The sequence below is a fragment of the Streptomyces cyslabdanicus genome (genome assembly GCF_052663305.1).
Genome location: NZ_JBQRUW010000042.1, coordinates 132774 through 157173 on the forward strand (window position 1 = coordinate 132774; position 24400 = coordinate 157173).

General features: G+C 69.1%; 22 protein-coding genes and 7 pseudogenes. 15 read left to right on the plus strand and 14 right to left on the minus strand.

Annotated elements, in window-relative coordinates; translation table 11 throughout:
* Positions 1-187: 187 nt before the first annotated feature.
* Positions 188-713 (minus strand): annotated as a pseudogene (locus ACTYVM_RS25320) (GNAT family N-acetyltransferase).
* A gap of 187 nt (positions 714-900) precedes the next feature.
* Between ACTYVM_RS25320 and ACTYVM_RS25325 the strand changes: the two are divergent.
* From ACTYVM_RS25325 to ACTYVM_RS25335, 3 genes are all read left to right on the plus strand, one after another.
* On the plus strand, positions 901-1386 hold the full coding sequence (locus ACTYVM_RS25325) for a M20/M25/M40 family metallo-hydrolase (protein ID WP_445528170.1): 486 nt from the start codon (positions 901-903) through the stop codon (positions 1384-1386).
* Positions 1387-1900: 514 nt separating this feature from the next.
* Positions 1901-2647: a phosphotransferase family protein gene (locus tag ACTYVM_RS25330; protein WP_445528171.1), complete on the plus strand. Its 747-nt coding sequence runs from the start codon at positions 1901-1903 to the stop codon at positions 2645-2647.
* A gap of 222 nt (positions 2648-2869) precedes the next feature.
* The gene (locus tag ACTYVM_RS25335; RefSeq protein WP_445528172.1) at positions 2870-3928 is read left to right on the plus strand and encodes an NAD(P)-dependent oxidoreductase; all 1059 of its coding nucleotides are present in this window, start codon (positions 2870-2872) and stop codon (positions 3926-3928) included.
* 36 nt (positions 3929-3964) lie between these two features.
* Here ACTYVM_RS25335 and ACTYVM_RS25340 read toward each other — a convergent pair.
* Both ACTYVM_RS25340 and ACTYVM_RS25345 read right to left on the minus strand, forming a co-directional pair.
* Positions 3965-4114: pseudogene (locus ACTYVM_RS25340) on the minus strand (IS5/IS1182 family transposase); the annotation flags it as partial.
* 599 nt (positions 4115-4713) lie between these two features.
* Positions 4714-4863 (minus strand): hypothetical protein, encoded by a 150-nt coding sequence (locus ACTYVM_RS25345; protein WP_445528173.1) that lies wholly within the window; start codon positions 4861-4863, stop codon positions 4714-4716.
* 120 nt (positions 4864-4983) lie between these two features.
* Here ACTYVM_RS25345 and ACTYVM_RS25350 point away from each other — a divergent pair, with 120 nt between their 5' ends.
* Positions 4984-5433: a hypothetical protein gene (locus ACTYVM_RS25350; RefSeq protein WP_445528174.1), complete on the plus strand. Its 450-nt coding sequence runs from the start codon at positions 4984-4986 to the stop codon at positions 5431-5433.
* 29 nt (positions 5434-5462) lie between these two features.
* On the opposite strand, the gene ACTYVM_RS25355 is transcribed toward ACTYVM_RS25350, so the two are convergent.
* Positions 5463-6092 carry a TetR/AcrR family transcriptional regulator gene (locus ACTYVM_RS25355; RefSeq protein WP_445528175.1) on the minus strand — a complete coding sequence of 210 codons (630 nt, stop codon included), beginning with the start codon at positions 6090-6092 and terminating at the stop codon, positions 5463-5465.
* Positions 6093-6197: 105 nt separating this feature from the next.
* On the opposite strand from ACTYVM_RS25355, the gene ACTYVM_RS25360 reads away from it, so the two are divergent.
* From ACTYVM_RS25360 to ACTYVM_RS25370, 3 genes and pseudogenes are all read left to right on the plus strand, one after another.
* Positions 6198-7250: an aldo/keto reductase gene (locus tag ACTYVM_RS25360; protein WP_445528176.1), complete on the plus strand. Its 1053-nt coding sequence runs from the start codon at positions 6198-6200 to the stop codon at positions 7248-7250.
* 231 nt (positions 7251-7481) lie between these two features.
* Positions 7482-7838 (plus strand): annotated as a pseudogene (locus ACTYVM_RS25365) (IS30 family transposase); the annotation flags it as partial.
* A gap of 31 nt (positions 7839-7869) precedes the next feature.
* On the plus strand, positions 7870-8103 hold the full coding sequence (locus ACTYVM_RS25370) for a recombinase family protein (RefSeq protein ID WP_445528177.1): 234 nt from the start codon (positions 7870-7872) through the stop codon (positions 8101-8103).
* A gap of 177 nt (positions 8104-8280) precedes the next feature.
* Here ACTYVM_RS25370 and ACTYVM_RS25375 read toward each other — a convergent pair whose 3' ends face one another.
* The gene (locus ACTYVM_RS25375) at positions 8281-8625 is read right to left on the minus strand and encodes a hypothetical protein (protein WP_445528178.1); all 345 of its coding nucleotides are present in this window, start codon (positions 8623-8625) and stop codon (positions 8281-8283) included.
* A gap of 207 nt (positions 8626-8832) precedes the next feature.
* On the opposite strand from ACTYVM_RS25375, the gene ACTYVM_RS25380 reads away from it, so the two are divergent.
* Both ACTYVM_RS25380 and ACTYVM_RS25385 read left to right on the plus strand, forming a co-directional pair.
* Entirely contained in the window at positions 8833-9891 is a 1059-nt protein-coding gene (locus tag ACTYVM_RS25380; protein ID WP_445528179.1) for a phosphotransferase, read from the plus strand.
* 255 nt (positions 9892-10146) lie between these two features.
* Positions 10147-11514 (plus strand): hypothetical protein, encoded by a 1368-nt coding sequence (locus tag ACTYVM_RS25385; RefSeq protein WP_445528180.1) that lies wholly within the window; start codon positions 10147-10149, stop codon positions 11512-11514.
* Positions 11515-12056: 542 nt separating this feature from the next.
* Here the strand turns inward: ACTYVM_RS25385 and ACTYVM_RS25390 are convergent.
* The 8 genes and pseudogenes from ACTYVM_RS25390 to ACTYVM_RS25425 form a co-directional block, all read right to left on the minus strand.
* The gene (locus tag ACTYVM_RS25390; RefSeq protein ID WP_445528181.1) at positions 12057-12449 is read right to left on the minus strand and encodes a hypothetical protein; all 393 of its coding nucleotides are present in this window, start codon (positions 12447-12449) and stop codon (positions 12057-12059) included.
* A 423-nt stretch (positions 12450-12872) separates the two neighbouring features.
* Complete coding sequence (locus tag ACTYVM_RS25395; RefSeq protein ID WP_445528182.1) at positions 12873-13979, minus strand: outer membrane protein assembly factor BamB family protein; 1107 nt, start codon at positions 13977-13979, stop codon at positions 12873-12875.
* Between the two features lie 488 nt (positions 13980-14467).
* The gene (locus ACTYVM_RS25400; RefSeq protein WP_445528183.1) at positions 14468-15337 is read right to left on the minus strand and encodes an IS5 family transposase; all 870 of its coding nucleotides are present in this window, start codon (positions 15335-15337) and stop codon (positions 14468-14470) included.
* A 343-nt stretch (positions 15338-15680) separates the two neighbouring features.
* On the minus strand, positions 15681-16313 hold the full coding sequence (locus ACTYVM_RS25405; RefSeq protein ID WP_445528184.1) for a LysE family transporter: 633 nt from the start codon (positions 16311-16313) through the stop codon (positions 15681-15683).
* Positions 16314-16463: 150 nt separating this feature from the next.
* Positions 16464-16760, minus strand: a pseudogene (locus ACTYVM_RS25410) (IS5-like element IS4811 family transposase); the annotation flags it as partial.
* 311 nt (positions 16761-17071) lie between these two features.
* The gene (locus tag ACTYVM_RS25415) at positions 17072-17890 is read right to left on the minus strand and encodes an IS5 family transposase (RefSeq protein ID WP_445528185.1); all 819 of its coding nucleotides are present in this window, start codon (positions 17888-17890) and stop codon (positions 17072-17074) included.
* Positions 17812-18249, minus strand: coding sequence for a RacP protein (locus tag ACTYVM_RS25420; RefSeq protein WP_445528186.1), 438 nt, complete (start codon positions 18247-18249; stop codon positions 17812-17814). Before ACTYVM_RS25420 ends, ACTYVM_RS25415 begins: the two co-directional genes overlap by 79 nt.
* Positions 18250-18591: 342 nt before the next feature.
* Positions 18592-18978, minus strand: a complete 387-nt coding sequence (locus tag ACTYVM_RS25425) for a VOC family protein (RefSeq protein ID WP_445528187.1) — start codon at positions 18976-18978, stop codon at positions 18592-18594.
* A gap of 72 nt (positions 18979-19050) precedes the next feature.
* On the opposite strand from ACTYVM_RS25425, the gene ACTYVM_RS25430 reads away from it, so the two are divergent.
* From ACTYVM_RS25430 to ACTYVM_RS25440, 3 genes and pseudogenes are all read left to right on the plus strand, one after another.
* Positions 19051-20001 carry a helix-turn-helix transcriptional regulator gene (locus tag ACTYVM_RS25430; RefSeq protein ID WP_445528188.1) on the plus strand — a complete coding sequence of 317 codons (951 nt, stop codon included), beginning with the start codon at positions 19051-19053 and terminating at the stop codon, positions 19999-20001.
* Positions 20002-20029: 28 nt separating this feature from the next.
* Positions 20030-20311, plus strand: coding sequence for a hypothetical protein (locus tag ACTYVM_RS25435; RefSeq protein ID WP_445528189.1), 282 nt, complete (start codon positions 20030-20032; stop codon positions 20309-20311).
* 156 nt (positions 20312-20467) lie between these two features.
* Positions 20468-20739 (plus strand): annotated as a pseudogene (locus ACTYVM_RS25440) (hypothetical protein); the annotation flags it as partial.
* A 34-nt stretch (positions 20740-20773) separates the two neighbouring features.
* On the opposite strand, the gene ku reads toward ACTYVM_RS25440, so the two are convergent.
* Positions 20774-21682 (minus strand): non-homologous end joining protein Ku, encoded by a 909-nt coding sequence (gene ku / locus ACTYVM_RS25445; RefSeq protein ID WP_445528200.1) that lies wholly within the window; start codon positions 21680-21682, stop codon positions 20774-20776.
* A 448-nt stretch (positions 21683-22130) separates the two neighbouring features.
* On the opposite strand from ku, the pseudogene mobF reads away from it, so the two are divergent.
* From mobF to ACTYVM_RS25460, 3 genes and pseudogenes are all read left to right on the plus strand, one after another.
* Positions 22131-22898: pseudogene (gene mobF / locus ACTYVM_RS25450) on the plus strand (MobF family relaxase); the annotation flags it as partial.
* Positions 22899-23420: 522 nt separating this feature from the next.
* Positions 23421-23624: pseudogene (locus tag ACTYVM_RS25455) on the plus strand (IS630 family transposase); the annotation flags it as partial.
* Between the two features lie 52 nt (positions 23625-23676).
* Positions 23677-24342 carry a hypothetical protein gene (locus tag ACTYVM_RS25460; protein ID WP_445528190.1) on the plus strand — a complete coding sequence of 222 codons (666 nt, stop codon included), beginning with the start codon at positions 23677-23679 and terminating at the stop codon, positions 24340-24342.
* Positions 24343-24400 lie beyond the last annotated feature (58 nt).

The following is a 24400-nucleotide window of genomic DNA, read 5'->3' on the forward strand; positions in this document are numbered from 1 at the left end:
ACAGGAAGTGGACCAGAGCCGATCATCGGGGCCCGGATGTCGATGACAAAGGACGGCAGCCTCGTGTCCCGCGACCGGTGACGGTCGTGGGATCGCCCCAGAGGGCTGCCGGATGACGCCGATCACGCACTGTGGCGACCGGGGGCGTCCTGCCGCTCCCGTCCCACCACGCCGGAGCAGGCGTCGTCTATTCCCCTTCGTCCCGTACGGATTTTTCGAGCAGTGTGAACGACTTTGGCTTGCCGCCTGGTTGCGGCTTGCCTTCCTTGCGTCCGACAACCTGATAACCGGCGTTGAGGTAGTACGCATTCAGTCGTGCGTTGCCGGCCAGGCAGTCCAGACGTACCAACGGTCTGCCCGCCTCGGCCACGCGGCGCTCCGCGACGCGCAGAAGCTCCCGCCCTGTACCGGGCGGGACGCTGCCGTGGTCGACCATCAGCCGGTGCACGTAGCCGGCCGTCGGCGGCTGCGGCCCCCAGGCGTCCTCGTCCTCCCACCACAGCTCCCAGGCCCCGACCACACGACCGGCAACCTCCGCGAGCCACAGTTCCCCACTGTGCATGATCCGGCGGAAGTGATCCTCGCCCAGCTCACCAGGCCGCCACTGACCAGTGACGCCCTGGGTCAGCATCCAGCGGGCAGCGCCGTCGCGCAGACGCACTTACAGCGGCAAGATCAGCGTCGTGAGCAAGACGGAAGCGTAGATCGTCCACGCTGCGATCTTCGCACAGGTGTCCGCCCCTGTATCGACACGCCGCCACGATGGTCACGCCGGATCGCCGCCTACAGCCCCGCCTTCGTCCGCGGCGTGACCAATGCCCTTCACCAAGAGCACCTCGATGCTCCCCTGGCAAGAGCGCCCACGCCTCCCGAACTCGTCGACATCGCCCATCGGCAAGCATGGACCCTGACGACCCGGCCGGGTCGATGGTCGTCGTCGGCGGACTGTGTGGCGGCGGGTCGAACTTCAACGTCGTGCCCGCCGACGCCTGGTTCACCGTCGACGGCCGTTTCAATCCCGAAGAGGACCCTCACGCCGAACTGGAGCGGATGCAGACCCTCATCCGCGACACGGCGGCCGAAGTGGACGCGAAGGTCACCGTCGAGGTTACCCAGTTCCAGCCGCCCGCCGGCACCCCGGCCGATCACCCGGCCGGAGCCGCGCTGGCCCGCTGCGTCGAGGAGGCCCGCGGCGAGCCCGCCAGGTTCGAGATGTGCGGCGGAATCCTGGAGAACCGCTGGTACGACCAGCTCGGCATCCCCGCCTTCGGCTACGGCGCCGGCCGCCTGGACGTCTCCCACGGCCCGAACGAGCACGTCGACGAGCGGGAGTTGTTCCGCACTGCCGCCGTCTATGCCCTCTACGCAGCCGACATGCTCGCCTGACCTTCCCTTCTCGGACCGGACGGCCGGTTGTACAGCCCCCCGGCCCGGGCGAGGCGGATACGACGATGCGCGCACCGCCGGTGATCAGCCTGCCGTGTCCCTCTCCAACCCCACCTCCATCGCGCTCACAGCGCGAGCACGTTCGGTCAGGGCCACCTGAATCCTTCTCCTGAGAAAGGAGTCCCTCGTGGAACTGTCCGCCGTCGTCGGATTCGCCGCCCGTGGCGCTGGCCGTGATCGTGGTGCCCGGCCCCGACCGGGCCTGCGCTCTTTGGGGATCACGCCGTGGTCGAGCGCGGCGCGCTCGGCGGGCTCCGGCTCGGTGGCGCGGAGGAAGTCGGCGGCCTTGCCCGGCATGTCGAGGACGCGCGCCCGGCGGCTCCGGGGCCGGGGCGCCCGGGTCGGCGGTCGGTGTCGTGCACGAGGCCGCCGGGTATCGGGACGCGGTCAGCCGCGTAAGCGCACGCGGTAAACCCGGCGACGTCGACGGTCATCCCCGGGATACTGGTCGCCCATGGATGAGGTCAAAGTCGTCGTCGCCCATTCCGAGCGCGCGACCCTGCGCGTCGGCGACGTGTTCTTGAAGGTGGACGCCGATCAGGCGCGCATCGACGTCGAGGTCGAGGCGATGGCCCTGGCGCCGGTTCCGACCCCGGAAGTCCTGTGGCGCAAGCCGCCCGTGCTCGCGATCCCCGCGGTCCCGGGGACGGCGCTCGGCTGCCTCGGCCAGCCGTCGACCGCGTCGCCGGCGGCGTGGGCCGCGGTGGGTGCCGCCATCCGCAAGTTGCACGACGCGCCGTTGCCGCCCTGGTCGGGCCAGGCCGGCCGGGACCTCGACGAGTTGGCGGCGGATCTCGACGGGGAGTGCGAGTGGCTCGTGACGAACGGCGTCTTGCCCGCCGACTTGGTCACCCGCAACCGTCAGGTCGCCGAGGCCGCGCTCCGGCCGTGGACCCCAATGTTCACGCACGGCGACCTGCAGATCACTCATGTGTTCGTCGACGGCGAGGAGATCACTGGCATCATCGACTGGTCCGAGGCCGGCAAGGGTGATGCCCTGTTCGACCTCGCCACCTTGACGCTCGGACACGAGGAGCACCTCGGCGACGTCATCGCCGGCTATGGCACCGACGTCGACCTCGACGTGGTCCGCGCATGGTGGTCGTTGCGAAGCCTGCTGGCGGTTCGCTGGCTGGTCGAGCATGGCTTCGACCCGTTCGCGCCGGGCTGTGAGGTCGACGTGCTGAGATCCCGGATGTGAGGCTGCGCGGGCCCGACTGCCGCGAGTGCGTTCTGACGCATCGAGCAGACCATCTCCTGGGGTGCATCACCTGCCTCACCACGTAGGACACGCTGTAAGAGGCTCGCCAGTAGGTGCGGGACCGAGCAGGGTAGGAGCACTGATGCCTGTCCGGTCAGGAGTGTCTCGCGACCAACTCCTGGAGCACAGTAGGGTCGGTTCTGGGGGAAGGGGACCCATCGAATGGAGCGGTTGCGAGTCCTACTGCTGGACGCGGCTCCTGGCGAACTGCTCGACCGGGAACTGGCGCGTCTGCTCGGCCACGGGCTGGCCGTCACGCTGAACGTGCGGCGGGAGGCCGACAAGGCTGGCACGCGGGCCGCTTGGGTCGGTCGGGTGGACTTCGCCGATTTCGACGCCTTCGACGAGCCGACGCTGATCGCCGAGACCATTCGGGATGGGATCGGCTACCACGCGGTCAAGTCCCGCGCGGGTGTCCCGCTGCGCGCTGCCTTCCTCGCGGCGGCCACCGACCCCGCGCTGGCCAACCGGCTCCGGGTGGTCGGTCGGGCCGGGGCAGGCACCGACCACGTCGAACTGGTCGCCGCCGCCCGTCACGGCGTCGTCGTCACCCACACCCCGGGCTCCAATGCGAACGCGGTTGCCGAGTTCGCCCTGGCCCAGCTCCTCTCCCTGACCCGGAATCTTCCAGCGCACAACGAGGCCGCGCACCAGGGCCGTTGGAGTGCACCAGCTGCTCCCGCCGTGGATTTGTCAGAACTGACGTTGGGCATCGTCGGGTTGGGTCGGATCGGACTGGCGCTGGCCGAACGAGCCACCGCCCTGGGCATGTCAGTCCAGGGATTCTCACGGCGCCCGACCGAGACCTCGGTGCCCCGGGCCAAGTCCCTCAACGCTTTGCTCGCCACCAGTGACGTGATCTCCCTGCACCTTCCGCTCACCCCGCAGACCCGGGGAATGATCGGTCGGGCCGAGCTGGCAATGATGCGGTCCGGGGCGATCCTGCTGAACACCGCCCGGGGCGGAATCGTCGACGAACAGGCACTGGCCGATGCGCTGCGTGACGACGCACACCCGCTCCTGGCGGCAGCCGTCGATACGTTCGCGCACGAGCACGCCGCCTTCGCCTCGCCGCTGTTCGGTCTGCCGAACGCCCTGCTGACCCCGCACGTCGCCGGGATGACCAAGGAGGCCATGGCCACGGCAGCCGTCCGGTGCGCAGACCACATTGCGTCGTTGCTGGCCGGCTGCCCAGACGGTGTGCCCCTAGTGACCGCCTGACGCCTGGTCAACGCCCCGCGAGCGTTGGGCGGTGGGTCATCGGATGCGCGGAGTTCTCGGGCGGCTGTCCCAGCGATAGCGGGTCCAGGCGCGTCGGATGAGGCAGCGGACGGTGATAATGGTGCTGGCCAGGGCGATGAAGCACTCGACCGGGGCCTTGCGTCGCTCGGCGCAGCGGCGGAGCTTGCTGCGGCGTCGAACGGCACACCCTGGGCCTCGCTCCGGACGGCGGCAAGCTCTGCACTGACTGCGCCGGTGGCCTCGGCGACTTCACCTGTGAACAGTGCGGCCAGGAAGCACCACGCTACCGCCGCGGAATCTGCGGCCGATGCGTCCTGGCCGAGCGCCTCCACGAACTCCTCGACGACGGCACCGGCCGCATCCGGCCCGAACTCCTCCCACTGTTCGACACGCTCCGGCAGATGAAACGGCCCCTGGGGCGGGCTGACCTGGACCAACCAGCCGCACGTCCAGCAAAACCTCCAGACCCTGGCCCGCAATCAAGTCCCACTCACCCACGAGGGACTGAGCCAGCTCACGCCGTGGCGATCGGTCGCCTACCTGCGCGACCTGCTCATGCAGTGCGGCGTCCTCCCGCCGGCCGACAGGCACCTGCTGCTGTTCCAGCGGTGGCCCGCCGAAAAACTGCCGGCCGTCAGCGACCCCGAGCACCGCATGCTCTTGGACCTCTTCGCCACTGGCACATCCAACGCCGTCTCCGCACCCTGGCCGGCCGTGGCCCGCTCACCAGCAGCCAGACCCAGCAGGCCCGCAACAAACTCTGCCTAGCAATCAGCTACCTCGGCCACCTCGCCCAGCGCGGACGCGCCCTCGCCGACTGCACCCAGGTCGATGTCGACACCTGGTACGCAGGCCGCTACACCGCCCGGCGCCTCACCCACTCCTTCCTCCGCCGGGCCGTGCATTCCAGGCATATGCCCACTGTCACCATCCCGCACCGCTCGACGGCGAATCCCGCGCCGATCACCCAGCACCAACGGCTCGCGCTGCTACGACAGCTCGTGAACCGCGACGACATCCCGCTCTAGGACCGCGTGGCAGCCGTCCTTGTCCTCCTCTACGCCCAGCCGCTTACGCGGATCACCAGGCTCAGCAGCGACGACGTCCAGCACGAGGACGGCAAAGTCCTGGTCCGGCTCGGCGACCCACCGTCGCCCGTTCCTGCCCCGCTCGACGGAATGCTGCTCAACTACCTGGGGCAGCGGCCGAACACCAAGACCGCGACCAACCCCGATGCCCAATGGGTCTTTCCCGGCCGCCGGGCCCGACAGCCCATGACCCCGGAAGCCATGGCACCCCGGCTCCGCCAACTGGGCTTCCTGACCCGGCCAGGACGCACAGCGGCGATCCGCCGACTCGTCCTCCAAGCCCCCGCCCCGGTGATCGCCCGGATGCTCGGCTACAACGACGACCACACCACTTGTCTCGCCGAAGAGGCCGGAGGAACTTGGAAACGCTATGCCCCCGGAGATCACGCACGGTGACCCGCGCTCAGCGACGGATGCGGGACCGGTCACGCACGACCTTCGTCGTCCCGTAGGTACGCTCCCGCACGCGCCGCGGCCGCGGCGGCCGCGGCGGCCTGGTCTGCGGCGGCTTCGTCGAGACGATCGCTACTGGTCAGCAGGCGGTAGTAGAGGGGAGCGGAGACAGCACGGATCACCTCGCGGACATCGGTGCCCTCAGGCACCTCGCCCCGGTCGATGGCCTGCTGGACGCAGGGCGCCCACTCCGTGACGCGGATGTCGTAGAAGCGGTGCAGGGCCTCGGCCGTCTTCGCCTCACAGGTGGCGGCCGCGATCACTGCCTTGAACAGAGCCCCCTGCCGCGGGTCGGCCAAGGTGCGCTGCACGAGCCGAGCATTGGCCTTGAGGTCACCGAGCAGCGAGCCGGTCTCGGTACGCGGCAGTGACTGCTCGGCCATGTCCATCAGCAGATCGGCCACCAGGCTGGTCACCGTTCCCCAGCGGCGGTAGACGGTGGTCTTGCCCACCTCGGCACGGCGCGCGATGTCGGTGAGGTCCAGGTGGGCAAAGCCATGCTCCGCCAAGGCGTCCCCAGCCGCTTGCAGCACCGACGCCCGCACCCGCGCCGTGCGCCCTCCAGGACGGACGGTCCCCGGATCCGCACCCTCAAACCCCATAACGGGACTCCAGTTTCGTTAATCACTTGCACCTGCTACGTTGAGGCACACGCTAACGGAACTCCAAGCCCATTAGCCAGGTCGGGCGACGAGAGAGGAACAGCCATGGAATACAGGCGGCTGGGCACATCCGGCCTCAAGGTCCCCGCACTGAGCTTCGGCGCCGGCACCTTCGGCGGCCAAGGGCCGCTGTTCGGTGCCTGGGGCAACACCGATGCGCACGAAGCACGCCGCCTCGTGGACATCTGCCTCGACGCCGGGATCACGATGTTCGACACCGCCGACGTCTATTCCAGCGGGGCCTCCGAGAAGGTCCTGGGCGAAGCGATCAAACGCCGCAGGGACCAGGTGATCGTGTCCACCAAAGCCGGCCTGCCGATGGGCGACGACCCAGGCGATGCGGGCACCTCTCGTTCGCGCCTGATCACCGCATGCGAGGCCGCCCTGCGCCGGCTCGGCACCGACTACATTGACCTGTTCCAGCTGCACGCCTTCGACGCCGGCACGCCCATCGAGGAAGTCCTGTCCACACTCGACGATCTCGTACGAGCAGGGAAGGTCCGCTACCCCGGCATCTCCAACTTCTCCGGCTGGCAGGCGATGAAGTCCCTCGCGAGCGCGGAGAGATACGGCCACCCGCGCTATGTCGCACATCAGGTCTACTACTCACTCATCGGCCGCGACTACGAATGGGAGCTGATGCCCCTCGGGCTCGATCAGGGACTCGGAGCCCTCGTCTGGAGCCCGCTCGGCTGGGGACGGCTCACCGGCAGAATCCGCCGCGGCCAGTCGCTACCGGCCAACAGCCGACTACACCACACCGCGGACTACGGCCCACCGGTCGAGGACGAACACCTCTACCGCGTGGTCGACGCCCTCGACGAGATCGCGCAGGAGACCGGCAAAAGCATTCCGCAGATCGCCATCAACTGGCTGCTGCAGCGACCGACCGTCTCCTCCGTCATCATCGGCGCCCGCAACGAGGAGCAACTCCGTCAGAACCTCGGTGCCGTCGGCTGGACGCTCACGCCCGACCAGATGGCGAAACTCGATGCGGCGAGCGGCAAGACAGCGCCCTACCCGTACTTCCCTTATCAGCGCCAGGAAGGCTTCGCCCGCCTCAACCCACCAGTTGTCGCGCCTCCGCCTGCTGCATGACATCGGCGTCAAGTAACTGGAGCGTATTGCCGCGGCACCCCAGACTCGGACTGGGGGATGCTGCCCCGCCCAACGCCTGCCCGGGGCCCGGACAGATGTGGTGAAGATGTGGTGACAGTCTCTCCCTCTGTCCGTCAACTTGTCGGCACGACCACAGACGGTCACCACTGAACCTCACACGCAGTGGAATACGCGACAGCCGAATACGCGAGGTCGCCAGTGCGATCCCCCCTCTACGTGCAAGGGCGCGGAGCGCTGCGCCGGGAGGTGGCCGGTGCTCTGCGCACCGGGCGCGCCCGCCGCAAGCCCCACCGCCAGGCCAACTGTCGGCAGCCGCGCTTCACCGATCCCATGGTCATGATCAGCGACCGCCCGGCTGAAGCGGACGACCGGGCCGTGTCCGGCCACTGGGAAGGCGACCTGATCATCGGCAAGAACAGCGGTTCGGCGATCGGCACCCTCGTCGAACGCAGCACCCGCTACGTGATGCTCCTCCACCTGCCCACCGACCACACCGCGGCCAGCGTCCGAGACGCCCTGACGGAGGCCGCACAGAGGCTGCCACCGCACCCTCGTCGCCCACGAACACAAACGACTCGGCCGCGGCATCGAACTCGCCATGCTCGCCGAGGAACTGAAGGCGAGCGACGTCGGTCTGGAGTTCCTCACCGGAGAACTGAAGGGCTCACACAACCCGTCCGGCATCGTGTTCACCGTGCTCGCCGCCCTGTCCGGCATGGAACGTGAGTACATCCGCGACCGCACCCTCGAAGGCCACGAGTCCGCCCGCAAGCGCAGCTCAGGTCCGTGCCCCGGGCCACGACCTGCCCCTCGCCCCCGGCGTCCTGGGTGACGGCGGTCTGCTCCATCGCCAGGTGCTCTTGGTGGGGAGTGTCCAGTTCGGCCCAGTTTTTCTGCGCGGCGTCCTGGGCGGTGGCCAGTTGCGCGAGGAGGTTCTCGGCCGCGGTCACCTTCCGGTCGGGGTCGGTGGAGTCCTCCAGCAGGATGCCGATCCGGTCCAGGGCGACGCTCAGGCGCCAGGCGCGGTTGCCAACCAGTCGGGCCGGTCGGTGAGCATCGCGGGCCGCACCAGGGACCAGGCGTGCTGGGCGAGTTCCGCACGGGCTCGGTTGTGAGGGGCGCGTAGGGCGGGAGAGTGCCGGCGGGTTCGGCGGTCTTGTCGGTGGGTTCGACGCCGCGGGCGACGCAGTTCGTCGTAAACGGTGTCGCGGGAGACGTCGGCGGCACGCGCGAGTTCGGCGATGGTGCGGGTGCCCGCCCACCAAGCGGCGGCCATGAGGTTGGCGCGGTTGGCGGCAAGGCGGTCGCGGCGGGCGGCCCAGCCGCGCAGGGCCGCCAGGGCGGTGCCGCGCACGTCCGCCGAATCGATGTTGACCTGTCTCAGCGAAGGTTGATGCGATCTCAAGCAATCTGCGCTGATCTCTTCCGTTTCAGCGAAAATTGATGCTTGATGGATTGTCTCAGTGAAGATTGATTAGCTCAGTGCCGGTCGTCTGGGGCCGTGCTCGGTGGTCGGCTGTAGCGCGCTCGCGCGTGCGAAGCTACGGCTACGCTCGTCGGCATGCCGAACCGAGTTCCGTTCAATGAGGCGCTGCTCTCCACCGTGGGCACCCCCAAGCTGACCAAACTCCTGGACAGCAGTCCGCGGTCACGAGTGTGGCGGGTGCGGCTGGCCGACCGGCGGCTGGTGATCGTCAAGCAGATCACCGACGGCGGGGACACGGGCGCCGACGCGAACACGCGCTTCGCGCGGGAGGTCGCCGGGCTGCACCTGGCGGGGCGGGCCTCCGGTCCCGCCGTGGCCCCCGCGGTGCTCGCCACGGACCTGTCCTCGCGGGTGATGGTCCTCGAGCACTTGGACGACCTCGGCAAGACGGACGACTGGATGCCGGGGTACGCCGAGTCGCTCGCCCGGCTGCACGCCCTGACCGGGCCCGCCGACACGGGCGCACTACCGGTCTGGTCGGGGCCCACGGCCACCGACGCGGAGTCCTTCCTCACCCTGGCCAGGGCGCTCGACGTGCCCGTACCGTCCACGGTTCCCAATGAACTCGCCGGTCTCCTGGAGCGGTTGGACCCCACCCCGCACCATGCGCTGCTGCACGGTGACCCCTGCCCCGGCAATGATCTGCGCACCGCCGACGGCGTCCGCTTCGTCGACTTCGAGCGGGCCTCGCTCGGCAACGGCCTGATCGAACTCGCCTACTTCCGCACCGGCTTCCCCACCTGCTGGTGTGCCATGTCGGTCACCGCGGCCCCGCTCACGGAGGTCGAGGACGTCTACCGGACCACCTGGCGCGGCCTCACCGGGAAGGACGTGCCGGGTGACCTCGCCGACGCGTGCGCAGGCTGGCTGATCCAGGGCGACGCGCTCGTCGAGCGGGCCCATCGCGGGACGGTCGACCAGCTCGCCCGGGTGCCTGCCGAGGACTTCGAGTGGGGCTACGTCTCCGCCCGTGAGCGGCTCGTCCACCGCCTGGGCGTGGTCGCCGACATGACCCGCGACCACGATCACCTGCACGCCGTCGGCCGCCTCAGCTCCGACCTGGCCGGCCGCCTGCTCGAACGTTGGCCAGGACTGCGTCCGCTGCCCACGCATGAGGCCCGCCCTTGGTATTAGGCCCTCTGCTTCGGTTGCTCAGGATCGGGCGCGCACCTGGAGGAGCTGCGCAGAGCAAATGCTGCGCGCGCGGATGCCTGCCCGCTCGGGGGCGCTGGCCAAGCTCGAAAAAATGTGTGGGCGGTGATCACGAGTGCTACTCGGACGGCCTGTCAGGTCGCTAGGGTTGCGGGCGGTCTGCAGCGCGATCGTGCAGCAGCGCTGCGGCCGGCCAAGGCCGTCCTCCGGACGGTCCACCGCGATCACGGATAAGGCATGGGCAACCAGGACTCGACCCCCTCCACGTCATCGCACGCTCAGCAGCAGGCCGCTGCCGTCCCGTCGCCCTTCGGCCGGGACACCGTGCTCGAGAAGCTCTCCCACCGGGACCTGTCGCTGGTCCGGCTGGTGGCCCACGCCGCGCTGCTGTGGGCGTCCGGGCTCGGCTGGATCCTCGTGGCGAGCACGTCCGACGGGGACCGCACGATGCGGTTGGCGCTGGGAACGGCGCTGATCGCGGTGGCGGTGGCGGTGACGGCGGGCATGCTCTGGAACGGGCGCCGCGACAGGCAGGCACTGACGGACCGGTTGAGCGCGGAGCGCATGGCGCTCCTCGAACAGCCGCCGCAGCCGTACGCCGGCAGTCCGGCGGGCACCGCTGACCCGCTCGCGGGTCGGTACCGGATGGGTGTCCGGGGACTGCTCTGGGGGGCGGGCAGCACAGCCGCCCTCCTCGCCGGGCTGCTGGGCTTCGGCGTCGGGCTCCTCGGCGTCAGGCAGGCGCAAGGTTCCTCGGCGGTCTTCGGGTTCGGCCTGTGTGTCACGATGAGCACCGCGGGGGCCGCAGGGCTGACCAAGGTGATCCGCCGGTACCGCCTGTCGATCCACGACTACACGTTCCTTGAGACCCGGTACCGGGATTTCGAACTCATCGCCGGGGTCCCGAGATTCGGTGTCACGTTGACCGAAGCGGACCTGGCGGAAGTGCGCGCCACCGGGCCTGGCCGGCTCCGGCATCTCGAACGCCTGGCCAAGGCCCCCACGGACGGTACGCCCGAGAAGGTGCAGTTCTACAGAAAGAATCCCAACTACTGGGTGCTCACCGTTCTCGCCGGCTTCTTCCTCGCCGGAGGCATGCTCCTCGCCCAAATCGGCTCCCCTATGAGGCGCACGGAGTTGGCTGAGGCCGGGATCGTCTGGGTGCTCGTGGTGCTCCTGGTGGGGCTCCTCACCGGCCTGCGGCACATGCATGGGAAGCGCGCCGTGGCCGCCGCAGCCGGCCGGGTCACCGCGCCCGCCGGGGCACGCTGCGCCGTGCCTGCCCGGGTCGACGGGGATGCGGGGCTGCTGGTGCACGACTCGGGCTGGCTGACCCTGCTTACGGCCTCCGGCACCGGCACTCCGTACCAGGTGCCCCTGCAGCGGGTCCGGGCGGTCTTCGAGCTCAATCGCAACCAGACCATGTGGGGGAACCCGGGCGTCTACCTGCTGCTGGACGACGGCGGTTGGATCGACGTCCGTACCCCGCAGGTCGCCCGGTTGCTCGAAGCCTGCGAGGAGTCCGGGCCCCGGGTGCTGCGGCGAACAATCCAGGACGAGAACATCATCGAGGCGATCCAGGGGATCATCCGCAACCTCTCCTAGAGCGGCGAGGCCAGCGGCTCGGGGTAGGCGAGTGGTCAACGTCGCGCTGGGTGCTGCTCATGGGGCCTCCAGGTGGAGGGGAAGTTCAGGCGTGGTCCTTGCCCTTGCCGGCCGTGGGCAGTTCGGAGACGAAGCGGGTCTCGCTGGGGTGCGCCGGCCGGTCTTTGTGCCGGGGTCAGGGTGCGGGCAGGGGTTGAAGCCGGGGTGGGTACCGGCTCCAGGGCCTCGACCTCCCACTGCACCGGCCGGGACGGATCCAGCCCGTATCGGTCCGCGAAACCCGGCCACCGTGGATCCCCAGCTTTGCCGGCCGCCGCGGGCAGCTCGTGCTCACGCACTTGGTCGTGGGTGAGTACAACGCGCTCCACGTGGCTCCAGCAGCTCGTGCGCGCCACCCAGTCGCGCTCGATGTCCGCCCCTGATGCGTCGAAATCACCGACCATTCTCCGGGGCGCCGCAGGTGTGCGGATGGAGTTTCCGCAGCTCAGGAGCGGTCCCGAGCACTGTAGCTGATGCAACATGTGTCGTGTGGTGCACGGGGCCTACTGGTCCCCGTCGTCTTCGGAGGCCGGCATGTCCGCGGTGCGCTGGACGATCTTCTTCACCGCTCCTTGCAGGGAGCGCAGCAGCTCCCGCTCGGCCTCTTCGGTGCGGGCCTCGATGTTCCACTGCCGGACGTCGTCGACCAAGCCCTCGATCGCCTCGTCGAGCCGCTGCCGCAGCAGCCCGGGGCGGAGGGCTTCGACCCCGACAGCGGTGTGCGGATCGATGCCTTCGCGCATGCACTCCTCGCGGTAGCGGGCGAAGTTGACGTCGTGGGTGTTGACGTCGTGGGTGGTGAGCTGGCCGGAGCGGACGTCGTCGGCGGCGATGGCGATCTGTCGGAACTCCAGGTCGAGTTCGCCGTTGCCGTAGCGCTCCATCCGGTTGACCACCGAGCGAGGGCGTCGTCGAGCGAGTCGTACTGGGCCTCCCGCCGGACCATGCGAGTTCCGTCGGTTACCCACTCCCAGGGCAGCCGCCCGGTCTTGGGTGTCCAACCTCCACGGGTAGGTGCGCCAGGAGGTCGCAGCGGCGGGTCTGACCGACCAGTAAGCCAGCCACCACGAGACGCAGAACGCCCCCGCCTCTGGCGGGGGGTGCCGGTCGCCGCCCCGGCGTTCCCGGAGCGCGGACTCGCACCGCGCCGTCCACGGGGCAGCCAACTCCTCGTTCAAATCGCCGAGATGTGCACGATCAAGGCCGCAGAAGGCAGGATGGGACAAGGCCGCGCGGGCCGAGAAGGACGTCACAATCCACTCAACCCGCGCGGCCGTCGTCATGTCACGGCCGACCCCGCGCTACCGCGTACCGAGTCGTTAGTGAGTGGCCGACAGATACACGTAGGCACCCGGCTCCTTCTCCTCCCGCATGTTTGTGTTCTGGATCAGGAGCGTGCCGTAGTCTCCGCCCACGATCCAGGGATAGCCCCTGCTTTCGAACATGGGCAGTTCCTCCCTTCCCGCGATCGCTCCGGTCGACGTGAAGGTGATGACCTGCAAGGGCCGGGGGCTGAACTCGACGACGCGTACCTGGCTAGCCACCACCGCGGGGGACCGCACGTCGGCCCAGCCGTGGGACGCGGGCAGGGTGCGTTGCCACAGCTGCTTTCCGTCAGCGGCCCGGAAGGCGGTGACCCGGCCTTTGCCGTTCTCGGCCACCACCAGGCCGTCGCCTCCGGCCACCGCTCCGACGAAGCCGTCCCCCATCCAGGCCTTGTCGTCGAGGCTCCACACCTCGCGCCCAGTACGGGAGTTGATCACCCGGTAGCGCAGGTACTTGGTGTAGTGGGCCTGCAGGAGCCGGTCGGTACCGACCGGGACGAGGGACCCGTCAGAGAAGTGGGTGAAGCCCGGCAGCGGCCGGCCGGTGTCGGCACCGAGGAGGGTGCTGTACGCGTAGTTCAGCTCGACAGGATCGCCTTGGGGAGGCGTGAACCGCGGGCAGTCGACGTCCAGGGACAGGAACCCGCCTGTGTCGCGGCCCCCGGAACCAGCCAGGCGGTATCCGCACTTCCCGGGGGCCTTCCGGGTCCAGAGACGTCGGCCGGAAGAGGCGTCGTAGGCGTCCACCCCGCGCCACTGGACGACGGCGACCAGAGAATGCCCGCTCCCGTTGGCGAGCCCTGTCACCTTCTTGTCGCCCGTGTCGAGGTCGAAGCCGGCTTCGTAATCGCGGACGTTGGCGTAGGAGCGGTCCGGAAGGTCTACGTGCGTTCGGTGTCCGGTGGGCACGTCGACGACAGTGAGACGGCGGTCACTCCACACGATGGCCGCGTACCGGTCGTCCACGCGTCCGACAGCGGCCACCTTCGCCCGGCCGGGCCTGCTGATTCCCCACCAGGTCTTCCCGGTACGGAGATTCACCGCGCGGACGCCACCGTCGTGCCGCTCGATCAGCGCACCCGCGACCAGAACCGGGTCCATGGCGAACTCATACCGTTTCGCTCCGTGCGCGGGGACGCCTTGCAACGGCGCGGGAGGCGTGCCGTGCGGCCCGGACAGGCGCTCCCACGGGCTGAATTCCCAAAACCCGAAGGCCGTCAGGGCGAGCACCACCAGGACGCACCCGCCCCACGTCAGCCACCGGCGGGTGCGGGCGGTACGGGTAGGCGGCGGAGCTGATGTCTTTGTTGTCGCTGCCGCCGTCACCGATGTCGCGGCTATGGGCACGGTCTGCTCAGTGGCCCCTGTACCTTCGTCGCTCTTCTGTTCCACTCTTCTCCCCGACTCTCTGCCCGATCCGTGGTCACAGAATCACCGAGCGTAGCAGTGGGATTGGTCTCAAATTCGAGGCCGGGTCCGAGGCCGAAACGCCGAACAGCTCACCGCTACCTGCCAGGACGAGAGCAGGTGGCGGTGAGCTGCATGATGCGGGTGGTCCGGTTGCTAAGAGGTCGCTTTCTCCCAATGTTTTATCCCGGCATAGGTGTTTGATCCTGCGGTGTCGGGTCGCGCCAGGAGATGGTGGCTTCGCCGGTGAGGCGGCGGGCCATGAGGTCGGTCATGGCGAGGTGGATCATGGCTTCGGAGCGGGTGGGGAGGGTTTCGTAGTCGCGGGCCAGACGGCGGTGGAGCATCAGCCACCCGTAGGTCCGTTCCACGGTCCAGCGTTTCGGCAGCGGGGTGAATCCCCTGGTGCCGGAGGTGTGTTGGACGATTTCCATGTCGATGCCGAGGTGGGCGGCGTGCTCGACGAGGTGCTGACGGTAGTCGCCGTCCACCCAGGCTTTGCGGATCGAGGGGTGAGCGGCGGCCACCTGGTCGATCAAGTGGGTGCCGGCGACGGAGTCCTGCACGGTTGCGGCCGTGACCAGCACCGCGAGCAGCAGTCCGAGGGTGTCGGTGACGATGCTCCGCTTGCGGCCCACGATCTTCTTCGCCGCATCCGTGCCCTGCCCAGCGGCCGGAACGCTGGTGGAGGTCTTCACGCTCTGCGCGTCGATCACGCACGCGGACGGCTCCGCACCCGTGCCCTCCTTCTGCCGTAACAGCCTGCGCAGCACGCCGGTGAGCTGGGCGAACACGCCGTCCTTCTGCCACTTGGCGAAGTAGCCGTACACGGTTTCCCAGGGCGGGAAGTCGTGCGGCAGGTAGCGCCACTGCACTCCGGTGCGGTCCACGTACAGGATCGCGTTCATGATTTCGCGCAGCTCGTGCTCGGGCGCCCGGCCGATGTTCAGGGCATGTCGGCGCCGCTCGGCCCGCCAGGCCGCCAGGACCGGCTCGATCAACTCCCAGCGGGCATCGGACAGATCACTCGGATACGCACGGCGTTCGGTCATGACCTGGGCATACCGCTCAAGTCCGAGTGCGCCCAGGCGCGCGGCAGCGCCCACGGAAGCACAGCACAGATCCGGGCGTCCCGGAATGAGACAGGCGTAAGTCGCCCCCAGCCCCGGCTGTCACCCCACTGGGCCCATAAGGGCCGATCAACCCGGCAGCCTCTTCAGCACCACAACATCACGCGGAAGAAAAACGGTGATAGCAGGATGTTAAAGATGAAAACGACCTCTCAGTGGCTGTTTCTGAAGGCTGTGTCCAGAAGACGGCGGAGGCCGCTGGCCAGTCTTGCTGGCCAGCGGCCTTGAAATTTCACTGAGTGGTGCTCTCAGCGGTCGAGCCGCGTCAGGACGGCGAGAGGACGAGCTGAATGGCGAGTGCGGTAATCAGGCCGCTGGAGAGCACGGTGGTAACGAGCCGGCCACGGCTGCCAGTCAACGTTCGGCCCAGCAGTGCTCCGCCGCTGGCGAGCAGCAACTGCCAGCTGGCGGACGCCGCGAGCGCAGCGAAGACGAATACAGCCTGCTCCACGCGAGTGGCAGCAGTTGCGATGTTGCTGCCGAGCACAAGCGCCGCGAAATAGATCACGGTCAAGGGGTTCATCATCGTGATCGCAAGTAGTCCCACGTAGGCCCGTACAGGCGTGAGGGGCGTCTTATCGGTTCGGATCGCCGTCTGCTGCTTGCGGAACTGGCGGATAGCCGTGGCACCACTCCAGAGGGCCAACAGAATCAGCACTGAGGCGGAAGCCCATCGCAGCGGAAGGACGACTGGCTCGATGAGGGGAGTAATCGTTGAGCCCCCGGTCACGGCGATCAATGCATAAAGGCCGTCAGCGGTTGCGACACCCAGTGCGGCGAACACACCGATCCTCAGAGATGTCCGGGCCGTCAGGGCCACCAGGTATGTCGCGACCGCTCCCACTGGCATGGCAATGCCATAGCCTGCGAGGAGCCCCGCGATCAGGACGGCGATCACGAGCGAGGGAAACTCTGCCTTCGCAGTCGGCCCGGCTGCTGCTGGAATCGCACCGGCCGGGCGGTGGAAGTCAGCGGTAGGAGGGCGACAGTCGTAGTCATGGGCGGATCCTGTCGGCGACGTAGGCGCGCGGGCAAATTATTTTTGGGTTGCGGTCCGGGCCACGCTCACTGCCACTGATGACGTGAGGGGGCGATTGGCTCCACGGGTGATGCGGCGGGTCATGAGGGTGATGGCGGCCCAAGTGATCAGAGTTTCGGAGTGCTGGACGAGCCGTTCGTAGTCCCTTGCGTGGCGGCGGGCGTGCGTCATCCAGGCCCAGGTTCGTTCCACGACCCAGCAGCAGGGCAGCACGATGAATCCGGAGGCGTCCTTGGGCCGGATCACGGTCTTGATCGTGAGACTGAGGTACTTCTTTGCCCAGGCCGCGAGCTTTCCGGCATAGGCGCAGGAACCGGCGGAACTCGGTGAGTTTTCCGGTGAGGCGGTTCCGTTGACGGCCTTCCGGTGGTGATGGGAGGATTCGGCCCAGGCCCGAGGAATCGGGAGGTTTCTGGGTGGCGGTGGTGAGCGTGACCGTCGTCTGGTCAGTCCCGGTGGGCTTCGCGAGAGTCCGGCTGACCGCTCCTGCGGGAGCTTCGGCGGGTGATTCGCCTGGTCATGAGGGTGATCGCGGCCCAGGTGATGAGCGATTCCGAGTGCTGGACGAGCCGTTCGTAGTCGCGCGCGTGTCGGCGGGCGTGCATGACCCAGGCGTGTCAGCGTTCGACGACCCGGCGCCGGGGAAGAACGACGAAACCGGAAGCGTTCTTCGGGCGGCTGACGGTCTTGATCGTCAGGTTCAGGTAGGTCTTCGCCCAGGTCACGAGCTCTCCGGCGTAGGCGGAGTCGGCCCAGACGATGGTGATCTCGGGGTGCATCAGCCACAGCCGGAATAGGACTTCCTTGGCCGCGTTGCGGTCGGTCGTGTCGGCCGGGGTGACCATGACGAACAGGGGCAGGCCCTTGGTGTCCACGACCAGGTGCCGTTTGCGGCCGTTGATCTTCTTGGCGGCGTCGTAGCCGCGGGAGTCCTTGCCGACGGTCTCGGCGGCCTTGATCGACTGGGAGTCGATGACGGTGGCGACCGCTCCGGGTGCTCTGCCCATCTCGCGCCGGACGCGCTTGCGGAGCTGGTCACGGATCTGTCCGACGACGCCGGCCGCGGCCCATCGGGCCATGAACCCGTAGCACGTGCGCCAGGGCGGGAAGTCCTTGGGCAGGGCCCGCCACTTGCAGCCGGTGTCGACCACGTATCTGATCGCGTCCACGATCTCCCGGCGGGGATGTTTCTCCGGACGGCCGCCCGACCTCGTTTCGCAGGCGGGCGTCGGCAGCAACGGCTCGATCAGGGCCCACTCGTCGTCCCAGGTGTCGGAGGGATAGCAGCGTCGCCGCGGCAACTTCCCTCCTTCCGGGGGCGGGTGGGGCCTGGCTGCTTCGCGACCGGCCCCACCGGTCAGGCGTCGATGTAGTCGGCGATCACGCCGAGCGTGGACTCGACCGAGCTGAGCTGGGTGTTGAGGTGTTTGATCCACCGTCCCTTCGGTTGCAGGGCGGCGTGAGGGGCGACGACGCCGGTGATGAACCGGCGGATCTCGGTGAGCTTTTCCCGGATGACCGCGACCTCGTATGCCTGGAGCTCGGCGGGGTCCGAGCAGAACTTGTAGCCGTCCGGCCTGGTCCAGATCAGCGGCGGCCAGCCGCGTTCGGCGATGATGTCCCGCAGGCAGGCCAGGCCTGCGCGGGCCTGGTGGGACGACAGCTCAAAGGCTGGCCGCGGGCGGTGTTCTACGAGCCCGTCCTCGCCCTTGTTGTTGGGCCGGGGCGTGATGCGGCTCCCCGCCGTTCCCGCCGCCCGCAGGGCGCGCTGCAGCGGGGGGCGCTTCCTCGGCATCGCGCCACGGCATTCACCCGGTACGACGCACCGTAGGAGCGATCCCGTGGGCTGGAACGTAGCGTCGTAATGCCTGGCGCTGGCAGGACGCCAGGGCACCAGGCGGCCCCCACTCTGCGCCCTGAGTGGGGGCCGCCACATCAGCTTCGCACTCCGGCCAGGATGCTCGGCGCAGCAACCCGTACGTACGGACTCCTCAATCTTGAAGTCCCCGACCTCGATGCGTGGGTTGGTCACCAGCGGCTTGAGGAGGACAGCCCGTTGGTGCAGTGGGTGGATCACGTCGGGTCGGGGATCGCGGAGGTCAAGCGGTGTGTGTCCTTCCGGTTGGTCGAGGGTGTGTCAGACCAAGGTCGTGATGCAGAACGGGTGGCCTGCGGGGTCCAGCAGCACCCGCCAGCGTTCCGGCTGCGGCTGGAACGCGGGCTTGACGGCGCCCAGGTCGAGCAGTCGCTTCTCGGCGATGTCCAGGTCGTCTACGCCCAGCTCGATGTGCGCCTGCTTCTCCTGGGCGGGGTCCGGCCAGGTGGGCGGGCGGTAGTCGGCCAGGCGGTTGAAGCCGAGTCCGGTCGCTCCTTCCTTGCCGAGCAGGACGAAGTCCTCGCTGGAGAAGAGGACTGACATGCCGAGCAACTCGCCGTAGAAGTGGGCCATTTCGGTGGGGTCGGCGCAGTCGAAGGTGACAGCGGCGTAACGGAACGCGGGTGCGGAAGTGGTGTCCGTGCTCATGGAAGGGACGCTATGCCGTGACCCGGACAGTTCTGGTCCTGGTTGCGGCGTGGATGTGGAAAGCTTCCGTGAGTGATCAGCTCCTCCGCCCGCCTGCTACGGCTGCTGTCCCTGCTGTCCTCCCGGCTGTCGTGGACCTGCGGCGAACTGGCCGAGCGCATGGAGGTCACGGATCGAACAGTCCGCCGGGATGTCTCCCGGCTCAGGGAACTCGGCTACACCGTCGACTCCGAGGCCGGGCCGTGGGGCGGTTACCGCCTCCGCGCCGGCTCCCGGGTGCCGCCGCTGATCCTTGACGACGAGGAGGCGCTGGCCGTAGCGGTCGGACTACGGGAGGCGGCGATGAGCGACGCCCTGGGGGGTGACCAGGCCGCGCTGTCCGCCCTGCTGAAGCTGCGCCAGGTGCTGCCTCGGCGGATCGCAGAACGATTGGGTGAGCTGGACGACGCGTTCGTCAGCCTCCCCGGGGCCGACGGAGCGCAGATCAGGGCGGGCCTGTTGCTGGAATTGGCAGTCGCCTGCCGACGAGGCGAGCGTGCCCGGCTGTCCTACGTCGACGCAGAGGGACGGGCCACGGTCCGGGACGTCGACCCGTACCATCTCGTCCGCACTGGACGTCGCTGGTACTTCGTCGCGCGGGACGTGAAACGAGGCCAGTGGCGGACGTTCCGTGCCGACCGCGTCGACCGTCTCCAGAGCACCGGCCAGCCGGCGGATCTCACCGACCCGCCCGACCCGGCACGGCTGGTCTCTCGCAACATCGCGAACGGCCCCTACCCGTTGTCGGCGACCATCCGGCTCCCGCTCCCCATGGACGCGGCGCTGCGCGTCGTCCCCGCAACGGTCGGTACCCATCGCCCCGACGGCCCGGACGCGACCCTGGTCGACATAGGCGGTCCCGATCCGGACGGCCTCGCCCGCTACCTCCTCAGCCTGGGAACGCCGCTGCGGGTCCTCGCTCCGGAGTCGGTACAGCAAGCCCTGCTGCGTCGCACCCGGGAACTCCTCGAGGCCCACGGATGAGGGCTGAACCGCGGGGAGTCACCTATGGATGCCGCATTGCCTGTTTTGGGCTCGGACGGAGAAAGGGCTTCTGTCGATCCTGCCGCAGCGCAACGCCGTCGGTTACAACATCGGGTACAACGGCGGCGGCCCGCACGCCCTCGCCGCCTACCTCACCCAGCTCGCCGCCACCGACGGCCAGAACACGGCCGCCGTCACCCCGTATGAGATGGCGCACCCCGCGATCCTCGCCTGGACCCAGGGCAGCGCGGCCGACCGCGGCACGAACGAGCTGCTCCTGCGCGACCTCAAGGCCATGCAGCAGAGCTGACCGACGCTGCGCGAGCAACAGGCCGAAGCCGACGAACGCGAGCACCAGGAGCACGAGCGCCGCCACCAGGAGCAGGAAGCCAAACAGGCCGCCCGGAAGGCCGACGGCTGGCTCTGCCGCTTCCGTGCCTGACCCGGGCAAGCCTTCCGCCGGCGGCGTGGCCGGGTCTACGGCCACGACCACGACGATCCCAACCCGGTCCGCTTTCGCACCAGACGTACGCCACGCTCATAGGCGGCCCGCTGGACGGGCTGCTGCTGGACATCACGAGCTGGCGGCTGGATGAAGTCGACGACGGCGTGGCCCTGTCCACCGAGCTTGGGCAGTTCGTCGGCGGCCGCGATCTGTACGACCCGTGCCCCGGCGAGGCGCGCACGCCTGGTCCCGGCGTCGCGTGCCGTTTCTACCATTTCGGCGACACGCCCTGACCGTAGCCCCGGCCATGGGCTCGACCACGGCAGGTCAGCGCGCTGAGGTACCGCGCCGGCCGCCCGCGCGCCCGGCGGTCCTCGAGGAAGCTCTCGGTGAGGGTGCCTTCTTCGCGGGCTTGGCCGGCACCTCGGGCACATCCGTGTCGCCGCGCGCCGTCCGGGCCTTGTCGACGGACTCCTGCAGCGCGGCCATCAGGTCCACCAGCTGCCCCGGCCGGGCTGTCGGCTCGGGGGGCTGCGGCAGCTGGCGGTCTTCCTGCTTGGCCTCGATCACCGTGTGAAGGGCTTCGGTGTACCGGTCGGTGAACTCCGGGCCGGTGAGATCGTCGCGGGTCATGGCCTCGATCAGTGCCATGGCTTCGTCGACCTCGTCTTCGTCCAGCTGGACCGGAGGCGGGACTATCGCGGCGGGGTCGTGGATTTCGTCCGGCCACAGCAGACCGTGCAACGCGATCACGTCGCCCCGGACCCGCAGCAGACCGAGCCGCTCGCGGCCGTGCCACGCGTACCGCGCGAGTGCGACCCGCGAGGCGCGCTCCAGCGCGTGCCGGAGCACCAGGTACGGCTTGGCGGCGACGGCGCCCTGCGGCTGGAGGTAGTAGCCGGGGCCTATGCGCAGCGGGTCGACGGCGGAGGCCGGGATGAACGCGATCAGCTCGATGGCGCGCGCCGTGGGCAGCGGCAGGGTCCGCAGCTCTTCGTCCGTGACCGGGATGACCCGGCCGCCCGGCAGTTCATAACCGCGCCCTGTTTTTCCGAAGGTGACCTCGCGGTCTTCCACCTCGCACCAGTAGCGGTTGCGCACCAGACCGTTGTCGGCGGTGTGGATCCTCCGGAAGTGGACGCTGTGGTCTTCGGTCGCGCTCAGGACCGTGATCGGGACGCTGACCAGCCCGAACGAGATAGCGCCGTTGAAGATACTCGTCGGGGAAACCGCCAGTGCCGAACGGTGAGGTCGGGCTGCGGGAGCGGTTCGCCAGGCAGCGAGCCGAGGAGGACGAGATCGCTCGTCTGCTCGGACGCGAGTAGCCCCCCACCGTTTGGAGTGAGGGGCTACCGGGCTGCTGGGTGCGTCAATCTTCTCGGCCCTCGCCGGCTGGCTGCCCTGGGGAAAGACATCGACCCAGCTCTCTCTACCTCAGCCCCCCTCGCCCCCTGCTGAACCTGAGACGCCTCAGACAGTCCTCGTCGTACGCGGGGGTGATCACCTTCTGAGGTCTGGTGAACAAGGAGGCGTGCGGTGAAAACCTCGGCGCGAGACCAGGGCCAACGCAAGGGACGGCCCAGGCAAGAAACAGACCCGAGCAGCAACGGTGAGATCAGGGCTGTGAAGCACCAGGGTGCCCGGCGGCACCAGGCGGAACGGGTAGTGATGGGTGCGCGACTGGATTGTCGCGGTGTGCTGGCACTACGAGTCCAGAGCCGGGAAGCGGCTGCTCCACGATCACGCGGTGGTGTCGATCCGCGCCCGGCGGCCGGACGCCAAGGGGACGTGGGGGAATCTGTCGGCGGACTCGATGCTGGACCACATCGTTGCGGCCGGCACCCTCTACACCCCGTACTTCATGGAGGAGGTGTCCACCCGGCTCGGGTGGGCGTGGGAGCCGCGCGAGGTGGCACCCGGCCGCCGGCCGGTCATGGAGATCGCGGGCATCGACCAGCGCCTCATCTGCTGGCAGTCGACCCGCCGCCAGCAGATCGAAGACGCGCTGTCCGTCCTCACGGCCGACTACGAAGAGAGGCAGGGGCACCCGCCGGGGGAGCGGGCCGCCTACGCGCTGGGCTGCCAGGCCGCCGACCAGACACGCCCGCCGAAGCGCACCGTGCCGCTGTCGCTGACCGAGCTGCGCGAGCGGTGGCGCGGCTCAGCGATCCGGGCGTTCGGCGCCTGCACCATCTACCGGCTGGCGGAGCGGGCGCGAGCGGCGGCCGCGGCCGTGTGGGCGCGAGACCGGCCGGTGGTCGACGTCGCCTTGGCCGCCGTCGATACCGTCGCCGTGGTGTACGTGATGCGCGACGCGTTCAAGCGCCACCACCTGCTCGCCGAAGCCCGCCGCCACCTCGCCTACGCCCTGCGCGGCCGACCCCACCAGCCCGGCCTGGACGAACAGATCGTGCAGGCGATCGTCGACGACTACACCCGCCCGGCCGGCCGACGGATGTCGCCACCGTGCATGCGTCGAGCGTCCGCGCCGCCGATGTAGTCCGCGGCCGCCATCGGGACCGGTACGCCGAACTGACCGCACGGGTCGGGCAGGAGTGGTTCGGGCCTCGCGGGCGTACCCGATTTACGGTCACCGTGCACGGTCCCGACACGCTCACGGCCCGCTACGTGGCGGCCTGCGACAGCGGTCGCAGCAGCATCCGCAAGCGCACTCGGGCGGGGACAGGGTGGTGACGTCGCCGCCGGACTCGGGCTCCGGTCGACAACAACCGAGGTATGGGCGGCCCCGGACCAGGGCGCGGACGGGGCCGCCCAGTCCCTGCCGTCCTGTCACAGAGCAAGGCACTTCGACGTGAGAGCTCGGCGCCAGTCGGAGCCCTGTTCGATGAGTCGTCCGGGTGAGTTTCAGCCCTCCGGCCTGCACGTCCGAACCCCTGGGCCATGACAGGCAGGGCCCCGATGCCGCTGGTCACCCGGAGGCCTGCGAACCACGCGGCGAGCACAGGCGCGATCACCAGCGCCTTCGCCCGACCTCAACCCCGTGGAGGCCGTATGGGCGCACGTCAAACGCAGCTTGGCCAACCTCGCAGTCGTCGCTCTCGATCGGCTCGAGGCCCTCGTCCGCAACCGGCTCAAACGCCTCCAGTACCGGCCCGACGCCCTCGACAGCTTCATAGCTGGCACCGGCCTGACTCCCGGTGATCCAACGTCACCTTGACCAGCCGAAGTCAGTATCGTGTGCGCGAAGGTCGAGGAGAGGGGTCGCCACGGTGACGGGCAACAGCTTGGGGTGGATCGGCGAGCACTGGTACAGCGGCGCGATCGCCAAGGACGGGATGCTCTCGGACATCAGCCTCACGGCGGTGCGGGGCGTGGACCCGGTGGACTTCGTGGTGAGCCTCGGCGCCGACCGCGGCATGGCCGAACGGCCGCCGCTGTTCAAGGACTTCGACAGGCGAGGCGTGCCCCTGGGGGACAGTGTGGCGATGTTCGGTCGCAGCGGGGGGTGGACGTACGTCCTGGAGGTCGAGCGGTCCACCTGGCACCTCGTCTTCCTCGACCGGCTGGGCCAGGACACCTTGGTGGAGCAGGGCGACGAACTCGTCTGCCTGGACCGCTTCCTGCACGAGCACCCGTGGGTGTGCTGCGTCGACGCAGTTGGCGAGGTGAGTTCCGGCGAGCCCGGTGACAGCCTGCGGGAGACCGCGGTCCCGACCAGGGACCGGCTGGGGACGTTCGCGGCACTGGATGCGGCCATGCGCCGGGCCGGGGCGGTGCGGGACACCTTCCCCGGCTGCGAGGACCCCGAGGACGAGGACGAGGAGTTGGCGAAGCGGTTGTTCGCGGCGGTGGGCGAACATCTCGGGCTGTCGCTGCCGCGTCGGGAGATCGAGCTGGGGCTGCTGCCCGCGGTGCACCTGCCCTCGCCAGTGTGAACCGGTAGCAGCGGGGACGCCGCGCCCTCTCGGCGCGGCGCCCCCTGTGAGCGGGGTG

What these genes read in the sequence shown, in the direction of transcription:
- ACTYVM_RS25345 (WP_445528173.1), bottom strand. Translation starts at nt 4,863, where the DNA reads ATGCCTGGAATGCACGGCCCGGCGGAGGAAGGAGTGGGTGAGGCGCCG.
- ACTYVM_RS25355 (WP_445528175.1), bottom strand. Translation starts at nt 6,092, where the DNA reads ATGGGGTTTGAGGGTGCGGATCCGGGGACCGTCCGTCCTGGAGGGCGC.
- ACTYVM_RS25370 (WP_445528177.1), top strand. Translation starts at nt 7,870, where the DNA reads ATGCTCGCCGAGGAACTGAAGGCGAGCGACGTCGGTCTGGAGTTCCTC.
- ACTYVM_RS25330 (WP_445528171.1), top strand. Translation starts at nt 1,901, where the DNA reads ATGGATGAGGTCAAAGTCGTCGTCGCCCATTCCGAGCGCGCGACCCTG.
- ACTYVM_RS25385 (WP_445528180.1), top strand. Translation starts at nt 10,147, where the DNA reads ATGGGCAACCAGGACTCGACCCCCTCCACGTCATCGCACGCTCAGCAG.
- ACTYVM_RS25425 (WP_445528187.1), bottom strand. Translation starts at nt 18,978, where the DNA reads ATGAGCACGGACACCACTTCCGCACCCGCGTTCCGTTACGCCGCTGTC.
- ACTYVM_RS25335 (WP_445528172.1), top strand. Translation starts at nt 2,870, where the DNA reads ATGGAGCGGTTGCGAGTCCTACTGCTGGACGCGGCTCCTGGCGAACTG.
- ACTYVM_RS25420 (WP_445528186.1), bottom strand. Translation starts at nt 18,249, where the DNA reads ATGCCGAGGAAGCGCCCCCCGCTGCAGCGCGCCCTGCGGGCGGCGGGA.
- ACTYVM_RS25435 (WP_445528189.1), top strand. Translation starts at nt 20,030, where the DNA reads ATGCCGCATTGCCTGTTTTGGGCTCGGACGGAGAAAGGGCTTCTGTCG.
- ACTYVM_RS25380 (WP_445528179.1), top strand. Translation starts at nt 8,833, where the DNA reads ATGCCGAACCGAGTTCCGTTCAATGAGGCGCTGCTCTCCACCGTGGGC.
- ACTYVM_RS25325 (WP_445528170.1), top strand. Translation starts at nt 901, where the DNA reads ATGGACCCTGACGACCCGGCCGGGTCGATGGTCGTCGTCGGCGGACTG.
- ACTYVM_RS25395 (WP_445528182.1), bottom strand. Translation starts at nt 13,979, where the DNA reads ATGGACCCGGTTCTGGTCGCGGGTGCGCTGATCGAGCGGCACGACGGT.
- ACTYVM_RS25360 (WP_445528176.1), top strand. Translation starts at nt 6,198, where the DNA reads ATGGAATACAGGCGGCTGGGCACATCCGGCCTCAAGGTCCCCGCACTG.
- ACTYVM_RS25400 (WP_445528183.1), bottom strand. Translation starts at nt 15,337, where the DNA reads ATGACCGAACGCCGTGCGTATCCGAGTGATCTGTCCGATGCCCGCTGG.